The organism is Streptomyces sp. NPDC049887 (assembly GCF_040656535.1).
GTDB lineage: Bacteria > Actinomycetota > Actinomycetes > Streptomycetales > Streptomycetaceae > Streptomyces.
This window is the reverse complement of sequence record NZ_JBFAMM010000003.1, coordinates 181918-198592: the sequence shown is the minus strand read 5'-3', so window position 1 is coordinate 198592 and position 16675 is coordinate 181918. Positions and strand designations below refer to the sequence as shown.

Below are 16675 nucleotides of genomic sequence, written 5' to 3'. Positions count from 1 at the left end.
CACTTGTCGCAACCGTACGCACTCGACGTGCTCAACCCGGCCACCGAGGAGGTCGTCGCCACCGTCCCCGGTGCGGACGCCGCCGACGTCGACGCCGCGGTGGGGCGGGCGGCGCGTGCCCAGCGCGCCTGGGCCGCCGCGGCCCCCGCCGACCGGGCCAGGCTGCTGCGCCGTTTCGCCGCCGTCGTCGACGACCACGTCGAGGAACTCGCCCTGCTGGAGGTGCGGGAGGCCGGGCACACGCTCGGCAACGCCCGCTGGGAGGCCGGCAACGTCCGTGATCTGCTCGACTACTCCGCCGGCGGGGTGGAGCGGCTCACCGGCCGCCAGATCCCCGTGCCCGGGGGCATCGACCTGACCCTCCTCGAACCGCTCGGGGTCGTGGGCGTCATCGCACCATGGAACTTCCCCATGCCGATCGCCGCCTGGGGCACCGCCCCCGCGCTCGCCGCCGGCAACGCCGTCGTCCTCAAACCCGCCGAGACGACCCCGCTGACCGCGCTGCGCCTCGCCGAACTCGCCCTGGAAGCGGGCCTTCCCGAACACCTCTTCCAGGTGCTGCCCGGTCACGGCGCCGTCGCGGGCGACGCGCTGGTGCGCCACCCCGGCGTGGCCAAGATCGTCTTCACCGGCTCCACCCGGGTGGGCAAGCAGATCATGGCGCTCTGTGCCGAGCGTGTGAAACGGGTGACCCTGGAACTCGGCGGCAAGAGCCCCAACATCGTCTTCGCCGACGCCGACATCGAGGCGGCGGCCGCCGCGGCACCGATGGCCTTCCTCGACAACAGCGGCCAGGACTGCTGCGCCCGCACCCGCATCCTCGTCCAGCGCCCGGTGTACGACGCCTTCCTCGACCGCCTCGCCCCCGCGCTGAAGTCGGTCGTCGTCGGCGACCCCGCGGACGAGGCCACGCAGATGGGCCCGCTGATCTCGCGCGCCCAGCTCGACCGCGTACGGGCGTACGTCACCGACGACCTCGCGACGGTCCGGGGCAGCGCCCCCGACGGCCCCGGCTTCTGGTTCCCGCCGACGCTCGTCACCGGAGTCGCCCCCGAGGCGCCCGTCGCCACCGAGGAGGTCTTCGGCCCCGTCGCCGTCGTGCTGCCCTTCGACGACGAGGACGACGCCGTACGCCTCGCCAACGCCACCGAGTACGGGCTCTCCGGGTCCATCTGGACGCGTGACGTCGGCCGGGCGCTGCGCGTCTCGGGGGCGGTAGCCGCAGGCAACCTGTCCGTCAACTCCCATTCCAGTGTCCGCTACTGGACCCCCTTCGGCGGGTACGGGCAGTCCGGCCTCGGCCGCGAACTCGGTCCCGACGCCCTCACCGCATTCACCGAGACCAAGAACGTCTTCATCAGCACGGAGGCCTGAGATCCCATGACCACTGACCACAGTGACACCCCCGTCTGCCGCCGGCTCGTCGGCCGCACCGCCGTCATCACCGGCGCCGGCAGCGGCATCGGCCTGGCCGCCGCGCGCCGTCTCGCCTCCGAAGGAGCCCACGTCGTCTGCGGCGACATCGACGAGACCGCGGGCAAGACCGCCGCCGAGGAGGTCGGCGGGACCTTCGTGAAGGTGGACGTGACCGACGCCGAACAGGTGGAAGCGCTGTTCCGGACCGCCTTCGACACCTACGGCAGCGTCGACATCGCCTTCAACAACGCCGGCATCTCGCCCCCCGACGACGACTCCATCCTGGAGACGGGCCTGGAGGCCTGGAGGCGGGTCCAGGAGGTCAACCTGACCTCCGTGTACCTGTGCTGCAAGGCGGCCATCCCCTACATGCGGCGCCAGGGCCGGGGGTCCATCATCAACACTGCCTCGTTCGTGGCCCGGATGGGCGCGGCGACCTCCCAGATCTCGTACACCGCGAGCAAGGGCGGGGTCCTCGCCATGTCCCGCGAGCTGGGCGTGCAGTTCGCCCGCGAGGGCATCAGGGTCAACGCCCTGTGCCCGGGACCGGTCAACACCCCGCTGCTGCAGGAACTGTTCGCCAAGGACCCCGAGCGGGCGGCGCGCCGGCTGGTGCACATCCCCGTCGGCCGGTTCGCCGACGCGGAGGAGATCGCCGCGGCCGTGGCGTTCCTCGCCAGCGACGACTCCTCCTTCGTCAACGCCACCGACTTCCTCGTCGACGGCGGTATCTCCGGCGCGTACGTCACCCCCGTGTAGGCCCGTGCCCGGCCCCTCCTGGGGCGGCCGGACGAGCACGACGACCGTTCCCCCTACGCCTGTCGGCCCGGGGGACCCCCGGGCCGGTACCCGGACCCAGGCACGCCGACCCGTGAACGCCGGTGGGACGGCCGTGCCTGGACCGGGCACACCCGCACATCCGGTGCCCGCAGCCGCCGGCCACCGCACCGGCCGTCACCGCGCCCGTGCCGCTCGCCGGCGGGATCGGGCCCGGCGGGGTACCGGCAACGGGGCGACAGCCGCGCCCCACGGCCGGAGCGGTCCTGGTGGACGCGATCGCCACCGGTGCCGTCCTCCTCGGCGACGGCGACGAACGGACGGCGCCGCAGCCCGCGGTGGGCCGCCCCATCGGCGCGGCCCACCGCGCCGGGGAACGGGCCGGAGCCGAGCCCCTCGGCCGCCGACGACATCGCGGGCATCCGGCCGCCGGCGGACGTCGGCGGGGGAGTCGCCACCACGTCGCGCCGTGAACGTGCTCGGGTCCCCGGGCCGACCGGGCCGCGGCCGTCCGCGACGTCGAGGTCTCCGCGCCCTCCCGCCCGACGGTTCAGAGGAACGTACGGCCCTCGCCCCGGTACGTCGGCACGGTGGCCGTCACCCGCTCGCCCTCGACCAGATGCAGCGAGGCGAACCGCTCGCACAACTCCCCGGCCTTCGCGTGCCGGAACCACACCTTGTCGCCGACGAGCAGATCGTCCGCGGGCGGGCCCAGCAGCGGCGTCTGCACCTCGCCCGCCCCTTCCATCGGGTCGTAGCGCAGCCCTTCCGGCAGGTACGGCACCGGCAGCCGGTCGCGCCCGGCGGCGCCCGAGGCCGGATAGCCGCCGCCGAGCACCGTCACCACGCCGACGCCCGGGCGGCGCACGACGGGCTGCGCGAACAACGCCGCGGGACGCCCGCTGAACGACGTGTAGTTGTCGAAGAGCCTGGGCAGGTACAGACCGGAGCCCGCGGCGACCTCCGTGACCGCGTCCTCCGCGGCCGTGTGCTGCACGCTGCCGGTGCCACCACCGTTCACGAACTCCAGGTCCGGGACCACCGACCGCACCGCACGCACCACGTCCGCCCGCCGTCGCGCCAGCTCGCGCCGGGCCGCGGACTGCATCAGCCTGACCATCCGCGAGCGCAGCGGACTGCCCGCGACCGCGTCACCGACTCCCGCGACGTGGCCCTCGTACGCCATCAGACCCACCAACCGGAAGCCGGGTCGGGCGACGATCGCGCGGGCGAGCTCGGCCACGTCCTCGGGGGCACGCAGCGGCGACCGCCGCGCACCGAAACGGATCCGGCCGCCCAGCAGACGGAGCGAGGTGTCCAGTTCCAGACAGATCCGGATCTCCTCGGTGCCGCCGTCCCGGGCGCGGTCGACCAGGTCCAGCTGCGCGGGGTCGTCGACCATGACCGTCACGACGCCCGCGAGCTTGGCGTCACCGGCCAGTTCGGCGAAACCGGCGCGGTCGGCGGACGGGTAGGCCAGGAGCACGTCGCCGAAACCCGCCCGGGCCAGCCAGATCGACTCCTCCAGCGTGTAGGACATGACCCCCGAGAAGCCGTCCTTCGCCAGCACCCGTTCGAGCAGCGCCCGGCACCGCACGGACTTGCTGGCCACCCGGACCGGCTTCCCGCCCGCTCGCCTGACCAGATCCGCCGCGTTGGCGTCGAACGCCTCCAGGTCCACGATGGCGAGGGGCGCGTCGAGGTGGGCGGTGGCCCGGTCGTACCGGGTCCTGAGAGCGGCACGGGGAGTCATGCGCAGAGCTTGCCAGACCGGTCTACCCGACGGTAGGGGGACGTTCTGCGCAGATGCCCCCTGTGCCGCGTACCCATTCCCTTGCGGCGTGTGCCAGCCCGTAGAGTGAGGGGCCGCGGCGACGAACGGGCCTGCCCCGAAAGGCGATCCGGCGGCGGTACGAGCACCAGGAAACGGGGGGCGGATGAGCACCGAGGCGCAGCGCCCGCGTGTCCCCTCCCGCCCCTCCCGAACCCCGCAGGTCCCGGCCCCCGCGCCCGCCGAGACGACCACCCGTCTGCGTCCGGTCAGGGATTCCGCCCCGGACCCCCGCGCCGGCTCCGTCCCGCCGGCACCCCGCCCACGCACCGCACCCGCTGACGCCCCCTCAACCCCCGCGCCCCGATCCCGCACGATCGCCACCACGGGCCACGCCGTCTCGATGGCCCCGGCCCGGGCCGCGCACGATCCGGGCCGGGCCGCGAGCGAGCCCGCCCGGGCCGCCAACGAACCGGCCGGGCCGGGAACGGGCCCCTCCGGCCCGACCGGCCCCTCCGGCCCGAGCGGCCCCTCCGGCCCCACCGGCTCAACCGGCCCCTCCGGCCCGAGCGGCCCGGCTCGCGGATCGGCGTCCCCCCGCCCGCCGCAGCCGTCGGCACCTCGGGCCACGGGGAACGGCCCGAGCACTCCCGCGCCCAGCGGGGCGGTCCCTGACGTCACCGCGGGCCGCCCAGCCCGGCCGCCCGCACCCCCGTCCCCCGTCAGCCGCCCGGACGCTCCCGCGCCCCGTGCCGTGGAGGAGATACCTCCGCGTCCCCTGACGCCGCCGCGTGCCGGTGGTGCACCCGGAACGTCCCCGGCACCCTCCACCGGGCCCATCGCGCCCTCCACCGGGCCCATCGCGCCCTCCGCGCCGCGGACGCCCCCGGCGCCTGCCGGTGTTCCGGCACCCGTGACGCCCCCGGCACCCGTCACGGCCACCGCACCCGGAATGCCGCCGGCAGCCACCGCTCCCTCCGCACCCCCGGCGCCCGCCCCGTACCCCGCGCCCGCGTCACCGGCCCCGGTGGCCGGCGGGCCGGTGGGCGTCCCGGGCGCCCCGGGCAGCCCCTGGCCGTGGACGTCGCCCGGTGGTCCTCCGGGGCCCTGCGCGAGCACCTTCCCCGAGACGCCCACCGAGATCACCACCCGGCTGCGGCCCGTCCGGGACCGGCACCCCGCCAGGACCGTGGGTGCCTTGGTCTGCCTGGTACTCGGGCTCGGGCTGATCGGCGGAGCGGTCACCGGAAGCTGGCTCGTGGACGACTCGGCCGCCTCGCCCGCCTCCCAGCCCCTCTACACCGACGCCCGTACGCTCTGGCACAGCGTCCCCGTCGACTCGCTCTTCCCGCGCACGATCAAGGGCGACGGCGCGGGACCCGGCGGCGCCGACCGGGTGTGGACCCGGATCGCGGTCGCGCCCGACGCACCGTGCACCGGCGCGTTCGACCCGTTGCTGCTCAGGGCGCTCCAGCCGATCGGCTGCCTGCGCGTCCTCCGCGCCACCTACACCGACGCCACCGCCTCCAGCGTCACGACCGTCGGCATGGTCGTCACCGAGGCGGACCGGGACGGCATGGTGGCCCTGCGCAAGCGGTTCTCGGAGGAGGGGCTGGACGAGCGCACCGATCTGTTGCCCCGCGCATACGCGGTCCCCGGCACCGTGGCCGCGGGCTTCGGCGACCGCCAGCGGGCCAGCTGGACCGTCAGCGTGCTCACCGACGCCCCCGTCGTCGTCTTCGCCGTCTCCGGGTTCGCCGACGGCCGCCCCGTCGCCGACCCCGTGCCCGCCGCCGAGGCCACGGTCCCCGGCGACACGTCCGCCCCCGCCCAGGCCGGCCTCGGCCACGAGGCCAAGGGCATCGCGGACCGCATCGAGCGCGCCCTGCGCAAGTCCGCCACCCCACCGGAGCGCCCCGAATGACGGCAGTACGCCTCCGCACCCGCGCCACGCCCCGGCGGCTCCTGGGGGCGGTGGCCACGGCCGTCGCGTTCTCGCTCGTCTCCGCCGCGCCCGCGCAGGCCGACGGCATCCGGGTCCGGCAGTGGGCCCTGGAGGCCCTGCACACCGAGGACGCCTGGCGGACGACCAAGGGCGCGGGCATCACCGTCGCGGTGCTCGACACCGGCGTCGACGACAGCCATCCGGACCTGGAGGGCAGCGTCCTTCCCACCAAGGACCTCATCGGGTTCGGGGCCAAGCGGGGCGACCGCGCCTGGGCCCGGCACGGCACGGCGATGGCCGGGATCATCGCCGGGCACGGCCACGGTCCCGGCCGCGAGGACGGAGTGCTCGGGATCGCCCCCGAGGCCACGATCCTGCCCGTGCGGGTGATCCTGGAAGGTGCCGACCCCGCCCGTGGCAAGGCGCGCAACACCCGTGGCACGGCTCTCGCCCGGGGAATCCGCTGGGCGGCCGACAACGGCGCCGACGTCATCAACCTCTCCCTCGGCGACGACAGCGAGTCCGCCCACCCCGACGCCGGTGAGGACGCCGCCGTGCAGTACGCCCTCGCCAAGGGCGCGGTCGTCGTCGCCTCGGCGGGCAACGGGGGCGAGAAGGGCGACCACATCTCCTACCCCGCCGCCTACCCCGGTGTCATCGCCGTCGCCGCCGTCGACCGCTACGGCACCCACGCCTCCTTCTCCACCCGGCGCTGGTACGCCACGGTCAGCGCCCCGGGCGTCGACGTCGTCATCGCCGACCCCGACCGCAAGTACTACGAGGGCTGGGGCACCAGCGCGGCGTCCGCCTTCGTCTCCGGTGCGGTCGCGCTCGTCCGCGCCGCTCACCCCCGCCTCACCCCCGCCCAGATCAAGCGTCTCCTCGCCGACACCGCCAGAGGCGGCCCGAAGAACGGTCGCGACGACTCCAAGGGGTACGGCATCGTCGACCCGGCGGCCGCGATGGAGAAGGGCGGCAGGCAGGTACCCGGCGGCACCGACCCGGAGAACGCGTCGGTCCAGGGCTACCGCAAGCAGTACTTCGGCACGGGACCGGACGGCTCCTCGGCCGAGCCGGGCGGCGGCCGGCTGGCCCCCGTCACCGGTGGCCTCGGCGCGCTGCTGCTGGCCGCGGCGGTCGTGCTGTGGCGCGGCGGCCGCCGGACCTGAACCCTGCGTCCGCATCGGTCCGCCCCGGTCCGCCTCCCCGCCGTCCCGGGCGGCACCGCCGACGAACTAGGCTCGTCGTGTGGCGCTCAAGAACATCCCCGACCCCGGCTTCTCCGACGACGACGGCACCGCCGACCCGGCCCTGGAGGCGGCGCTGACCGCGTGGGCCCGGGACCGCACGGCCGAGGGGCCCGTGCTGGAGGCGCTCAAGGGCGCCAGGCTCCTCGTCCCCGTCGTCGCCGTGCTCGGGGAGGTGGAGGTGGACGAGTCGGGACTGCGCCGCGAGAAGACCAGCGACATGGCGGTCCCCACGCTGACGGCGGGGAACCGCCGCGCCCTGCCCGCCTTCACGTCGACCGCGGCGCTCGCCCTGTGGGACCCGCAGGCCAGGCCCGTCGCCGTGCCCCTGCACCAGGCCCTTCGGGCGGCCGCCCACGAGAAGGCGGACACCGTGGTCCTGGACCTCGCCGGCCCGGTGCCGTACGAGCTGACCGGCCGTGCGCTGCTCGCCCTGGCCGAGGGGCGTACCAGCACCGACCCGCTGGCCGACCCGGCCGTCGCCCGGGCGGTACGGGCCGTGCTGGCAGCCGAGCCGGCGGTGCTGCGCGCCCATCTCGGCCCCGGCAGCGCCGACGGCACGCTCGCGCTCGTCCTCGGCGACGGGGCCGGCGCGTCCCCCGCCGAGGCCGCACAGCGCGTCGCCCGTGCCCTGGCCGCCGACGAGACGCTCCGGGCCAGGCTGGTGCGCGGACTCGACCTCGCGCTGCTGCCCGCGTCGGCGGTGCCGCCGGGAGAGCCCCTGTACATGAGGGCCTGAGGGCACCGCATATCGTGTGCTCCATGAGTGACGCGACCCCCACCCCCGAGCAGCCCGCGGGCGAGCAGGCTCCCGACTTCGCCGCCATGACCCGCGACATCGCGGAGGTCCCCGCGGTCGAGGTGATCGTCACGGTCGCGGTGAACCTGATGAGCGCTGCCGCGGTGAAGCTGGGACTCACCGAGGACGGCGACGAGCACAAGGACCTGGACGAGGCCCGGAAGCTGGTCCACGCGCTGGCCGGCCTCCTCGACGCGGGAGCCACGGAGATCAGCTCCTTCCACGCGGCACCGCTGCGGGACGGGCTGAAGTCCCTCCAGCTGGCCTTCCGCGAGGCCTCGATCGTCCCGGACGAGCCGGGCCAGGGCCCGGGCGAGAAGTACACCGGACCGGTCCACGGCTAGCCGGCCCCGCCGGCCGGCCGGGCGGTACGCCCGCCGCCCCCGCGCCCGTGGTCCGCGCGGGCTGCCCGTCCTCCGGTTCGCCCCTTCGGGCCGGAGCTGCTAACCTTGTGTAACGACCGGTCGGACACGTATGTGCCCGACCCACAAGTGGAGGCTCCGATCTCCCACCTGGCCGCTCTGACGAGCGGCGGGTCACCGGTCAGACGGCGCCCATCGTTCCGTACGGACGATGGAGCCGTCCGAAGCAGCGCCCCGCGGCTGACGCGGCGGTGCTCCGGTATCCGAGGAGCCCCGCCTGTGTCCCGTCGGGGCATTTTTGTTGCACCGGCGCGGTTGGTCCATACAGAAACAGACGTTGCGTGGCTGTCCGCCAGACCGCCGCGTGGTGCTACCGAGGAGGATCCATCAGCGCCGAGCCCCGCATCAACGACCGGATTCGCGTTCCCGAGGTGCGACTTGTCGGTCCCAGCGGCGAGCAGGTCGGGATTGTTCCGCTTGCCAAGGCCCTGGAGCTTGCGCAGGAGTACGACCTCGACCTCGTCGAGGTGGCGGCGAACGCCCGTCCGCCGGTCTGCAAGCTCATGGACTACGGGAAGTTCAAGTACGAGTCGGCCATGAAGGCCCGTGAGGCGCGCAAGAACCAGGCGCACACGGTCATCAAGGAGATGAAGCTCCGGCCGAAGATCGACCCGCACGACTACGACACCAAGAAGGGTCACGTCGTCCGGTTCCTCAAGCAGGGCGACAAGGTCAAGATCACGATCATGTTCCGTGGTCGCGAGCAGTCCCGGCCGGAGCTCGGCTACCGGCTGCTGCAGCGGCTGGCGGAGGACGTCCAGGACCTCGGTTTCGTGGAGTCGAACCCGAAGCAGGACGGCCGCAACATGATCATGGTTCTCGGTCCGCACAAGAAGAAGACCGAGGCGATGGCCGAGGCCCGTGAGGCGCAGGCCGCCCGCAAGGCGGAGCGCCAGGGGGACCGGTCCGCCCAGAGCGCGACCGCCCCCGAAGAGCCCGCCGAGGCCTGATTCCGGGGCGCCCGTCCCGGACATCAACCGATACATCTGACGCTTTCGCCTGCCGGTTTGCCACCGGCGACGAAAGCGCCACTGACGAGGAGAGAACGGCGCGATGCCGAAGAACAAGACGCACAGCGGTGCCAAGAAGCGCTTCAAGATCACCGGCTCCGGCAAGGTGCTCCGTGAGCGCGCCGGCAAGCGCCACCTGCTCGAGCACAAGTCGTCCAAGCTGACGCGTCGCCTCACCGGCAACGCCGAGATGGCCCCGGGTGACGCCGCCAAGATCAAGAAGATGCTGGGCATCTGATTGACCTCGCGCCCTCGGTGACCGGGGGCTTCCGGGCAAGACCGGGACCAATTCGTTTCCGGGCCGTGTGAGGACAACCACGGCCCCGCTACAAGGAGTCAAAAAGTGGCACGCGTCAAGCGGGCAGTCAACGCCCACAAGAAGCGCCGGGCGATCCTCGAGCAGGCCAGCGGCTACCGCGGTCAGCGTTCCCGCCTGTACCGCAAGGCGAAGGAGCAGGTCACCCACTCCCTCGTCTACAACTACAACGACCGCAAGAAGCGCAAGGGCGACTTCCGCCAGCTGTGGATCCAGCGCATCAACGCCGCTGCCCGCGCGAACGGCATCACCTACAACCGCTTCATCCAGGGTCTGAAGGCCGCCAACGTCGAGGTGGACCGCAAGATCCTGGCCGAGCTCGCGGTCAACGACGCCAACGCGTTCGCCGCGCTCGTCGAGGTCGCCCAGAAGGCCCTCCCGAGCGACGTCAACGCCCCGAAGGCCGCGGCCTGACGGTCGCGTCCCACCGGACGACAACCCGGACCCGCAGGCCGACGGTCTGCGGGTCCGAGTGTGTTCCGGACCGGGCGGGCGCGAGCCGTACCGGCGCACCGCGGCTGCGGTGCCGTACGGCACCGTACGCACCGCACGGTGCCGTACGTACCCCACCGGACCGAACGCACCGCACCCAGGTACCGCAACGCACCGAACGCGCCGCCGACCGCGCACCGCGGAACGCCACAAGGAAGTGAGAGCCCCCATGGGGACCCCCGAGCTGATCTCCCCGCGGTCTCCGCGGGTCGTCGCCGCGCGGCGGCTCGCCAAGCGGAACTTCCGCTCCAAGGAGCGGCTCTTCCTCGCTGAGGGACCGCAGGCGGTGCGCGAGGCGGTCGCGCACCGTGGCGGCGACGGCCTGCCGACGCTTGTCGAGCTCTTCACCACCGTCGAGGCCGCCGAGCGCCACGCGGACATCGTCGACGCGGCCCGCGCCGCCGGGGCCCGGGTCCATCACGCATCCGACACCGTGCTCGCGGAGGTCTCCCAGACCGTGACGCCGCAGGGCCTCGTCGGCGTCTGCCGCTTCCTCGACTCGCCGTTCGAGGACATCCTGGCCGCCCGTCCGAGACTCGTGGCCGTGCTCGCGCACGTGCGCGACCCGGGGAACGCCGGCACGGTGCTTCGCTGCGCGGACGCGGCCGGTGCCGACGCGGTCGTGCTCACGGACGCCTCGGTGGACCTCTACAACCCCAAGTCGGTCCGGGCCTCGGTCGGCTCGCTGTTCCATCTGCCCGTCGCGGTCGGCGTCCCCGTCGAGGAGGCCGTCAGCGGGCTGGGGGCGGTGGGCGTGCGCGTCCTGGCCGCCGACGGCGCCGGCGAGGACGACCTGGACGACGAGCTCGACGCCGGGGCCATGTCCGGGCCCACCGCGTGGATCTTCGGCAACGAGGCATGGGGCCTCCCCGAGGAGACCCGGGCGCTCGCCGACGCCGTCGTTCGCGTGCCGATCCACGGCAAGGCCGAGAGCCTCAACCTCGCCACCGCCGCCGCCGTCTGCCTCTATGCCTCCGCACGGGCCCAGCGCGTCCCCGGCGGCTGCAGCGCCGTGACCGGCCGCCGGGACGGGGCCGCCGGTTCCTGGGAGCCCGTCTGAATCGGGTCCGCCGGGCCCGCGGCACCGAACGCCGTGGCCGCGGCTGCGACCGCCCGGCGGTCCTCCGCCGGGGCCCCTCGGGCCCTCCACGCCGAGGACGCCCCCGGCGCCTGCAGGAGTTCCGGCACCCGTGACGCCCCGGCACCCGCGACGGCCACCGCACCCGAAGGACCGCCGGCAGCCACAGCCCCCTCCGCGATCCCGGCTCCCGCCGCGTACCGCCGTGTGTTCCGGGCGGACGGCGCCGCCGCTCCGCGGCCGCCCGCCCGCCGCACGCGGGCCAGCGCCGCCGGATGTCGACCGCCGGTGGACGCAGGGTGTCGCTCCGTCACCGCCGACTAGTAGGGTGACGGGCTCGGGGACCCACTGCACCGGTTCGAGAGGTGGGGTACGGGGATGACTGTCGGCACCAGCGGGCCGTCCGGGGCGTTCCTGGCATCGGCACGCGCCGAGGACGGCGCGGGTCCTGGCATCGGCCCGGACGACCTCCCCGACGGCCTCGTCGTGGCCGACGAGAACGGCCGGATCATCTGCTTCAACGCCGCCGCCGCGCGCATCACCGCCGTGCCCGCCGACCGCGCCCTCGGTCGGCCGCTGGAGCACGTGCTGCCCCTGGAGGACCTCAAGGGCCGCCGCTGGTGGCCGCTCACCGATCCGTACGGTGGCCTCGCCACCCGGGTCGGTCAGCCCGAGCGCAATCTGCTGCTGCCGGGCGGCCGCGAGGTCCTGGTCTCCGCCCGCTACGTACGGGAGGCGCCCACGGGCCCGGTACGCCGCGTCGTCGTCAGCGTCCGCGGTACCGAGGCGCGCCGCCGCACCGAGCGCAGCCACGCCGAGCTGATCGCCACCGTCGCCCATGAACTGCGCTCCCCGCTGACCTCCGTCAAGGGGTTCACCGCCACCCTGCTCGCCAAGTGGGAGCGCTTCACCGACGACCAGAAGCGGCTGATGCTGGAGACCGTCGACGCCGACGCCAACCGCGTGACCCGGCTCATCGCGGAGCTCCTCGACATCTCGCGCATCGACTCCGGCCGGCTGGAGGTGCGGCGCCAGCCGGTCGACGTCGCCGCCGCCGTCGGGCGCCACGTCCAGGCGTACACCGCGGGCGGCCAGTCCCCGGACCGATTCTTCGTCCGCGTCCACCACGACCTGCCCGAGCTGTGGGCGGACCCCGACAAGATCGACCAGGTTCTCGGCAACCTCCTGGAAAATGCGGTGCGCCACGGGGACGGAACGGTCACCATCGAGGTGGCCCCCGCGTCCGGCAGCAGCGACGAGAAGGGAACGGTCGTCACCGTGAGCGACGAAGGCCCCGGCATCCCCGAGGAGTCGATGGGCCGTGTCTTCACCCGCTTCTGGCGGGGGAGCAAGCGCGGTGGCACCGGTCTCGGCCTGTACATCGTGAAGGGCATCGTCGAGGCGCACGGCGGGACGATCACCGTGGGACGCGGCCCGGGCGGCGGCGCGGAGTTCCGATTTACGTTGCCCGTGGGCACGCCCGCCTGTCTCACCTGACAAGCACCCCGGCGGCCCGCGGGCTCATTCGCGTAGCGTCACCCCGCTAAACTCGTCCTTTGGCACCTTTGCGTCCTCGGTCGTCGAGCGGGGGCCCCAGCCACCCCATCGGAAGCACGGGAAGAGATGTCGGCACCCAACAAGTCGTACGACCCTGTCGAGGTCGAGGCACTGAAACCGGAAGAGATCGAGCGCATGCGGGACGAGGCGCTTGACGCCTTCGCCGCCGCAGGCGACCTCGACGCGCTCCACGAGGCGAAGATCGCGCACACCGGCCCCACCTCGCCGCTCGCGCTCGCCAACCGTGAGATCGGCGCCCTGCCGCCGCACGCCAAGGCCGAGGCCGGCAAGCGTGTGGGCCAGGCCCGCGGTGCCGTCAACAAGTCCCTGGCCGCGCGCCAGGCCGAACTGGAGGCCGAACGCGACGCCCGGGTGCTGGTCGAGGAGGCGGTGGACGTCACACTGCCGTACGACCGCACCCCGTCCGGCGCCCGCCACCCGCTGACCACGCTCTCGGAGCGCATCGAGGACATCTTCGTGGCCATGGGCTACGAGGTCGCCGAGGGCCCCGAGGTCGAGACCGAGTGGCTGAACTTCGACGCGCTGAACATCGCGGCCGACCACCCCGCCCGCGGTGAGCACGACACCTTCTTCGTGAAGGGCGCCGAGGGCACCGGCGGGGAGGGCGGCGAGTCCGGCTCCGGCGTGGTGCTGCGCACGCACACCTCGCCCGTGCAGGTCCGCTCGATGCTGGACCGCGAGCCGCCGCTGTACGTGATCTGCCCCGGCCGCGTGTACCGCACCGACGACCTGGACGCCACCCACACCCCGGTGTTCCACCAGGTCGAGCTGCTCGCCGTGGACGAGGGCCTCACCATGGCCGACCTCAAGGGCACCCTGGACCACATGGTCCGCGCGCTCTTCGGCGGCGAGGGCATGAAGACCCGGCTGCGGCCGAACTTCTTCCCCTTCACCGAGCCGTCCGCCGAGATGGACATGGTCTGCTACGTCTGCCGCGGTGAGTCCGTCGGCAACGCGGACCGCCCCTGCCGCACCTGCTCCAGCGAGGGCTGGATCGAGCTCGGCGGCTGCGGAATGGTCAACCCGAAGGTGCTCACCGCCTGCGGCATCGACCCGGAGAAGTACAGCGGGTTCGCCTTCGGGTTCGGCATCGAGCGGATGCTGATGTTCCGCCACAACGTCGAAGACATGCGAGACATGGTCGAGGGTGACGTCCGGTTCACCCGGCCTTTCGGGATGGAGATCTGATGCGGGTCCCGCTTTCATGGCTGCGGGAGTACGTCGACCTGCCGGCGACGGAGACCGGCCGTGACGTACAGGCCAAACTCATCTCGGCCGGCCTCGAGGTCGAGACCGTCGAGCAGCTCGGCGCCGGCCTCACCGGCCCGCTCGTCGTCGGACGGGTGCTCACCGTCGAGGAACTGACCGAGTTCAAGAAGCCCATCCGCTTCTGCACGGTCGACGTCGGCCAGGCCAACCAGACGGGCGAGCCGCAGGAGATCATCTGCGGCGCCCGCAACTTCGCCGTCGGCGACAAGGTCGTCGTGGCCCTGCCCGGCGCCGTCCTGCCCGGCGACTTCCGCATCGCCGAGCGCAAGACGTACGGCCGGATGTCCCGCGGCATGATCTGCTCCGCCGACGAGCTCGGCATGGGCGACGACGGTAGGCACGGCATCATCGTGCTGCCGCCCGAGATCGAGGTCGGCGCCGACGCCACCGAGCTGCTGGAGCTGTACGACGAGGTCCTGGACATCGCCGTCACGCCCGACCGCGGCTACGCCCTGTCGATGCGCGGAGTCGCCCGCGAGACCGCCACCGCCTACGGCCTGCCGCTGCGCGACCCGGCACTGCTCGACGTGCCCGCGCCCAACTCGTACGGCTACCAGGTGCGGATCGCCGACCCGATCGGCTGCGACCGCTTCACCGCGCGCACCGTCGTCGGGCTCGACCCCGAGGCCCGCTCGCCGATCTGGATGCAGCGCCGGCTGCAGAAGGCCGGCATGCGGCCGATCTCGCTCGCCGTCGACATCACCAACTACGTGATGCTGGAGCTCGGCCAGCCCCTGCACGCCTACGACCGCAACCGGCTCGAGGGCCCGATCGGGGTCCGCCGCGCCGAGGCGGGCGAGAAGTTCACCACCCTCGACGGGGTCAAGCGCGTCCTGGACGCCCAGGACCTGGTCATCACCGACAGCCGCGGGCCGATCGGCCTCGCGGGCGTGATGGGCGGGGCCAACACGGAGATCGCCGACTCCGAGACCGACCCGGAGACGGGCGAGGTCCGCGGCACCACCGAGGTCGTCGTCGAGGCCGCCCACTTCGACCCGGTCGCCATCGCCCGCACGGCCCGCCGCCACAAGCTGTCGTCCGAGGCGTCCCGGCGCTTCGAGCGAGGTGTCGACCCGCAGGCCGCCGCCGCGGCCGCGCAGCGCACCGTCGACCTGCTGGTCCTGCTGGCCGGCGGCACCGCCGAGGCCGGGGTCACCGAGATCGTCGCCCCGTCCGCACCGCGCACCATCACGATGCGCGCCGACCACCCGGACCGGGTCGCCGGTGTCGCCTACGGCCGCGAGACCGTGGTGCGCCGGCTGCAGGAGGTCGGCTGCGACGTGTACGGCCAGGACGAGCTCCTGGTGACCGTCCCGTCGTGGCGACCCGACCTGCACGAGCCCAACGACCTCGCCGAGGAGGTCATCCGGCTGGAGGGGTACGAGAACCTCCCGTCGACGCTGCCCACCCCGCCCTCCGGCCGGGGGCTCACCCCCCGCCGGCGGCTGCACCGCCGCGTCGGCCGCGCACTGGCCGGCGCAGGTTACGTCGAGGCGCTGAACTACCCGTTCGTCGGCGAGACGGTCCTGGACCAGCTCGGTCTGGCGGCCGACGACCCCCGGCGCACGGTGGTCACCCTGGTCAACCCGATCTCCGACGAGGAGCCGGCGCTGCGCACCACGCTGCTGCCCGGACTGCTCTCCGCGCTCCGCCGCAACGTCGGCCGAGGCTCGCACGACCTGGCGCTCTTCGAGACGGGGCTGGTCTTCAGGCCCACCGGCGAGGAGACGGTGCCCGGAGTGCTGCCGGTCGACCGCCGCCCGACCGACGAGGAGATCGCGGTGCTGAACGCGGCGCTGCCGCACCAGCCGCGCCGGGTCGCCACCGTCCTGGCGGGTGCGCGCGAGCAGGCCGGCTGGTGGGGCGAGGGCCGTCCCGCCGACTGGGCGGACGCGATCGAGTCGGCCCGCGCGGTCGCCCGTGAGGCCGGTGCCGGGCTCACCGTCCGCGCCGACCGGCACACGCCGTGGCACCCGGGCCGCTGCGCGGCGCTGTACGTCTCGGTCGACGGCGAGGAGACCCTCGTCGGGCACGCGGGCGAACTGCACCCGCGCGTCGTCAAGTCGCTCGGACTGCCGGAGCGCACCTGCGCCATGGAGTTGGAGCTGGACCTGCTGGAGCGGGCAGGTGAGGGAGCCCTGCAGGCGCCGCGGATCTCGACCTTCCCGGTGGCCACCCAGGACGTCGCGCTGGTCGTCGCCTCGGACGTGCCCGCCGCGGACGTGGAGCGGGCGCTGCAGGAGGGCGCGGGCGAACTGCTCGAGTCCATCCGCCTGTTCGACGTCTTCGAGGGCGAGCAGATCGGCGAGGGCAGGAAGTCGCTGGCGTACGCGCTGCGGTTCCGCGCCCCCGACCGTACGCTGACCGTCGAGGAGGCGTCGGCCGCCCGTGACGCCGCCGTCGCGCTCGCCGGCGAGCGCACCGGAGCGGTGCTGCGCGGCGCCTGAGCGGTCACCGCCGACAGCGCGAGGGGCGCGTCCGGACCCCGGCCGGGCGCGCCCCGCGCGCCGGCACCCCGCCGGTCCGCGCCGTCGAGCCCACACGTCCGGAGAGGG

14 protein-coding genes and 1 pseudogene are annotated in these 16675 nt (G+C 74.0%); 14 read left to right on the top strand and 1 reads right to left on the bottom strand.

Going from position 1 to position 16675, the window contains the following annotated elements:
- Positions 1-3: 3 nt before the first annotated feature.
- From AB0J10_RS05080 to AB0J10_RS05070, 3 genes and pseudogenes are all read left to right on the top strand, one after another.
- Complete coding sequence (locus AB0J10_RS05080) at positions 4-1374, top strand: aldehyde dehydrogenase family protein (protein WP_363057916.1); 1371 nt, start codon at positions 4-6, stop codon at positions 1372-1374.
- A 6-nt stretch (positions 1375-1380) separates the two neighbouring features.
- Positions 1381-2175 (top strand): 3-oxoacyl-ACP reductase, encoded by a 795-nt coding sequence (locus AB0J10_RS05075; RefSeq protein WP_363057914.1) that lies wholly within the window; start codon positions 1381-1383, stop codon positions 2173-2175.
- Between the two features lie 18 nt (positions 2176-2193).
- Positions 2194-2334: pseudogene (locus AB0J10_RS05070) on the top strand (DUF2510 domain-containing protein); the annotation flags it as partial.
- Positions 2335-2743: 409 nt separating this feature from the next.
- On the opposite strand, the gene AB0J10_RS05065 reads toward AB0J10_RS05070, so the two are convergent.
- Positions 2744-3946, bottom strand: coding sequence for an amino acid deaminase/aldolase (locus tag AB0J10_RS05065; RefSeq protein ID WP_363057912.1), 1203 nt, complete (start codon positions 3944-3946; stop codon positions 2744-2746).
- A 1159-nt stretch (positions 3947-5105) separates the two neighbouring features.
- On the opposite strand from AB0J10_RS05065, the gene AB0J10_RS05060 reads away from it, so the two are divergent.
- From AB0J10_RS05060 to pheT, 11 genes are all read left to right on the top strand, one after another.
- On the top strand, positions 5106-5888 hold the full coding sequence (locus tag AB0J10_RS05060) for a hypothetical protein (protein ID WP_363058269.1): 783 nt from the start codon (positions 5106-5108) through the stop codon (positions 5886-5888).
- Complete coding sequence (mycP, locus tag AB0J10_RS05055) at positions 5885-7078, top strand: type VII secretion-associated serine protease mycosin (RefSeq protein ID WP_363057911.1); 1194 nt, start codon at positions 5885-5887, stop codon at positions 7076-7078. The genes AB0J10_RS05060 and mycP overlap by 4 nt, the downstream gene beginning before the upstream one ends.
- Positions 7079-7157: 79 nt before the next feature.
- Positions 7158-7895: an SseB family protein gene (locus AB0J10_RS05050; RefSeq protein ID WP_363057909.1), complete on the top strand. Its 738-nt coding sequence runs from the start codon at positions 7158-7160 to the stop codon at positions 7893-7895.
- Between the two features lie 23 nt (positions 7896-7918).
- Positions 7919-8299 (top strand): DUF1844 domain-containing protein, encoded by a 381-nt coding sequence (locus AB0J10_RS05045; RefSeq protein ID WP_363057907.1) that lies wholly within the window; start codon positions 7919-7921, stop codon positions 8297-8299.
- 359 nt (positions 8300-8658) lie between these two features.
- Positions 8659-9327 (top strand): translation initiation factor IF-3, encoded by a 669-nt coding sequence (infC, locus tag AB0J10_RS05040; protein ID WP_363057905.1) that lies wholly within the window; start codon positions 8659-8661, stop codon positions 9325-9327.
- 103 nt (positions 9328-9430) lie between these two features.
- Entirely contained in the window at positions 9431-9625 is a 195-nt protein-coding gene (gene rpmI, locus AB0J10_RS05035; protein ID WP_019884943.1) for a 50S ribosomal protein L35, read from the top strand.
- A 105-nt stretch (positions 9626-9730) separates the two neighbouring features.
- Positions 9731-10117 carry a 50S ribosomal protein L20 gene (gene rplT, locus AB0J10_RS05030; RefSeq protein ID WP_017945472.1) on the top strand — a complete coding sequence of 129 codons (387 nt, stop codon included), beginning with the start codon at positions 9731-9733 and terminating at the stop codon, positions 10115-10117.
- A gap of 247 nt (positions 10118-10364) precedes the next feature.
- Positions 10365-11255, top strand: a complete 891-nt coding sequence (locus AB0J10_RS05025; RefSeq protein ID WP_363057902.1) for an RNA methyltransferase — start codon at positions 10365-10367, stop codon at positions 11253-11255.
- Positions 11256-11651: 396 nt separating this feature from the next.
- Positions 11652-12770 (top strand): ATP-binding protein, encoded by a 1119-nt coding sequence (locus AB0J10_RS05020; RefSeq protein WP_363057900.1) that lies wholly within the window; start codon positions 11652-11654, stop codon positions 12768-12770.
- Positions 12771-12896: 126 nt separating this feature from the next.
- Entirely contained in the window at positions 12897-14039 is a 1143-nt protein-coding gene (pheS, locus tag AB0J10_RS05015; RefSeq protein WP_363057898.1) for a phenylalanine--tRNA ligase subunit alpha, read from the top strand.
- Positions 14039-16567, top strand: a complete 2529-nt coding sequence (pheT, locus tag AB0J10_RS05010; RefSeq protein ID WP_363057896.1) for a phenylalanine--tRNA ligase subunit beta — start codon at positions 14039-14041, stop codon at positions 16565-16567. Before pheS ends, pheT begins: the two co-directional genes overlap by 1 nt.
- Positions 16568-16675: the final 108 nt, after the last annotated feature.

Excerpts from the sequence above, each read along its gene's own strand:
- AB0J10_RS05075 (WP_363057914.1), top strand. The coding sequence starts at position 1,381 with ATGACCACTGACCACAGTGACACCCCCGTCTGCCGCCGGCTCGTCGGC.
- AB0J10_RS05065 (WP_363057912.1), bottom strand. The coding sequence starts at position 3,946 with ATGACTCCCCGTGCCGCTCTCAGGACCCGGTACGACCGGGCCACCGCC.
- mycP (WP_363057911.1), top strand. The coding sequence starts at position 5,885 with ATGACGGCAGTACGCCTCCGCACCCGCGCCACGCCCCGGCGGCTCCTG.
- AB0J10_RS05045 (WP_363057907.1), top strand. The coding sequence starts at position 7,919 with ATGAGTGACGCGACCCCCACCCCCGAGCAGCCCGCGGGCGAGCAGGCT.
- rpmI (WP_019884943.1), top strand. The coding sequence starts at position 9,431 with ATGCCGAAGAACAAGACGCACAGCGGTGCCAAGAAGCGCTTCAAGATC.
- AB0J10_RS05025 (WP_363057902.1), top strand. The coding sequence starts at position 10,365 with ATGGGGACCCCCGAGCTGATCTCCCCGCGGTCTCCGCGGGTCGTCGCC.
- AB0J10_RS05020 (WP_363057900.1), top strand. The coding sequence starts at position 11,652 with ATGACTGTCGGCACCAGCGGGCCGTCCGGGGCGTTCCTGGCATCGGCA.
- pheS (WP_363057898.1), top strand. The coding sequence starts at position 12,897 with ATGTCGGCACCCAACAAGTCGTACGACCCTGTCGAGGTCGAGGCACTG.
- pheT (WP_363057896.1), top strand. The coding sequence starts at position 14,039 with ATGCGGGTCCCGCTTTCATGGCTGCGGGAGTACGTCGACCTGCCGGCG.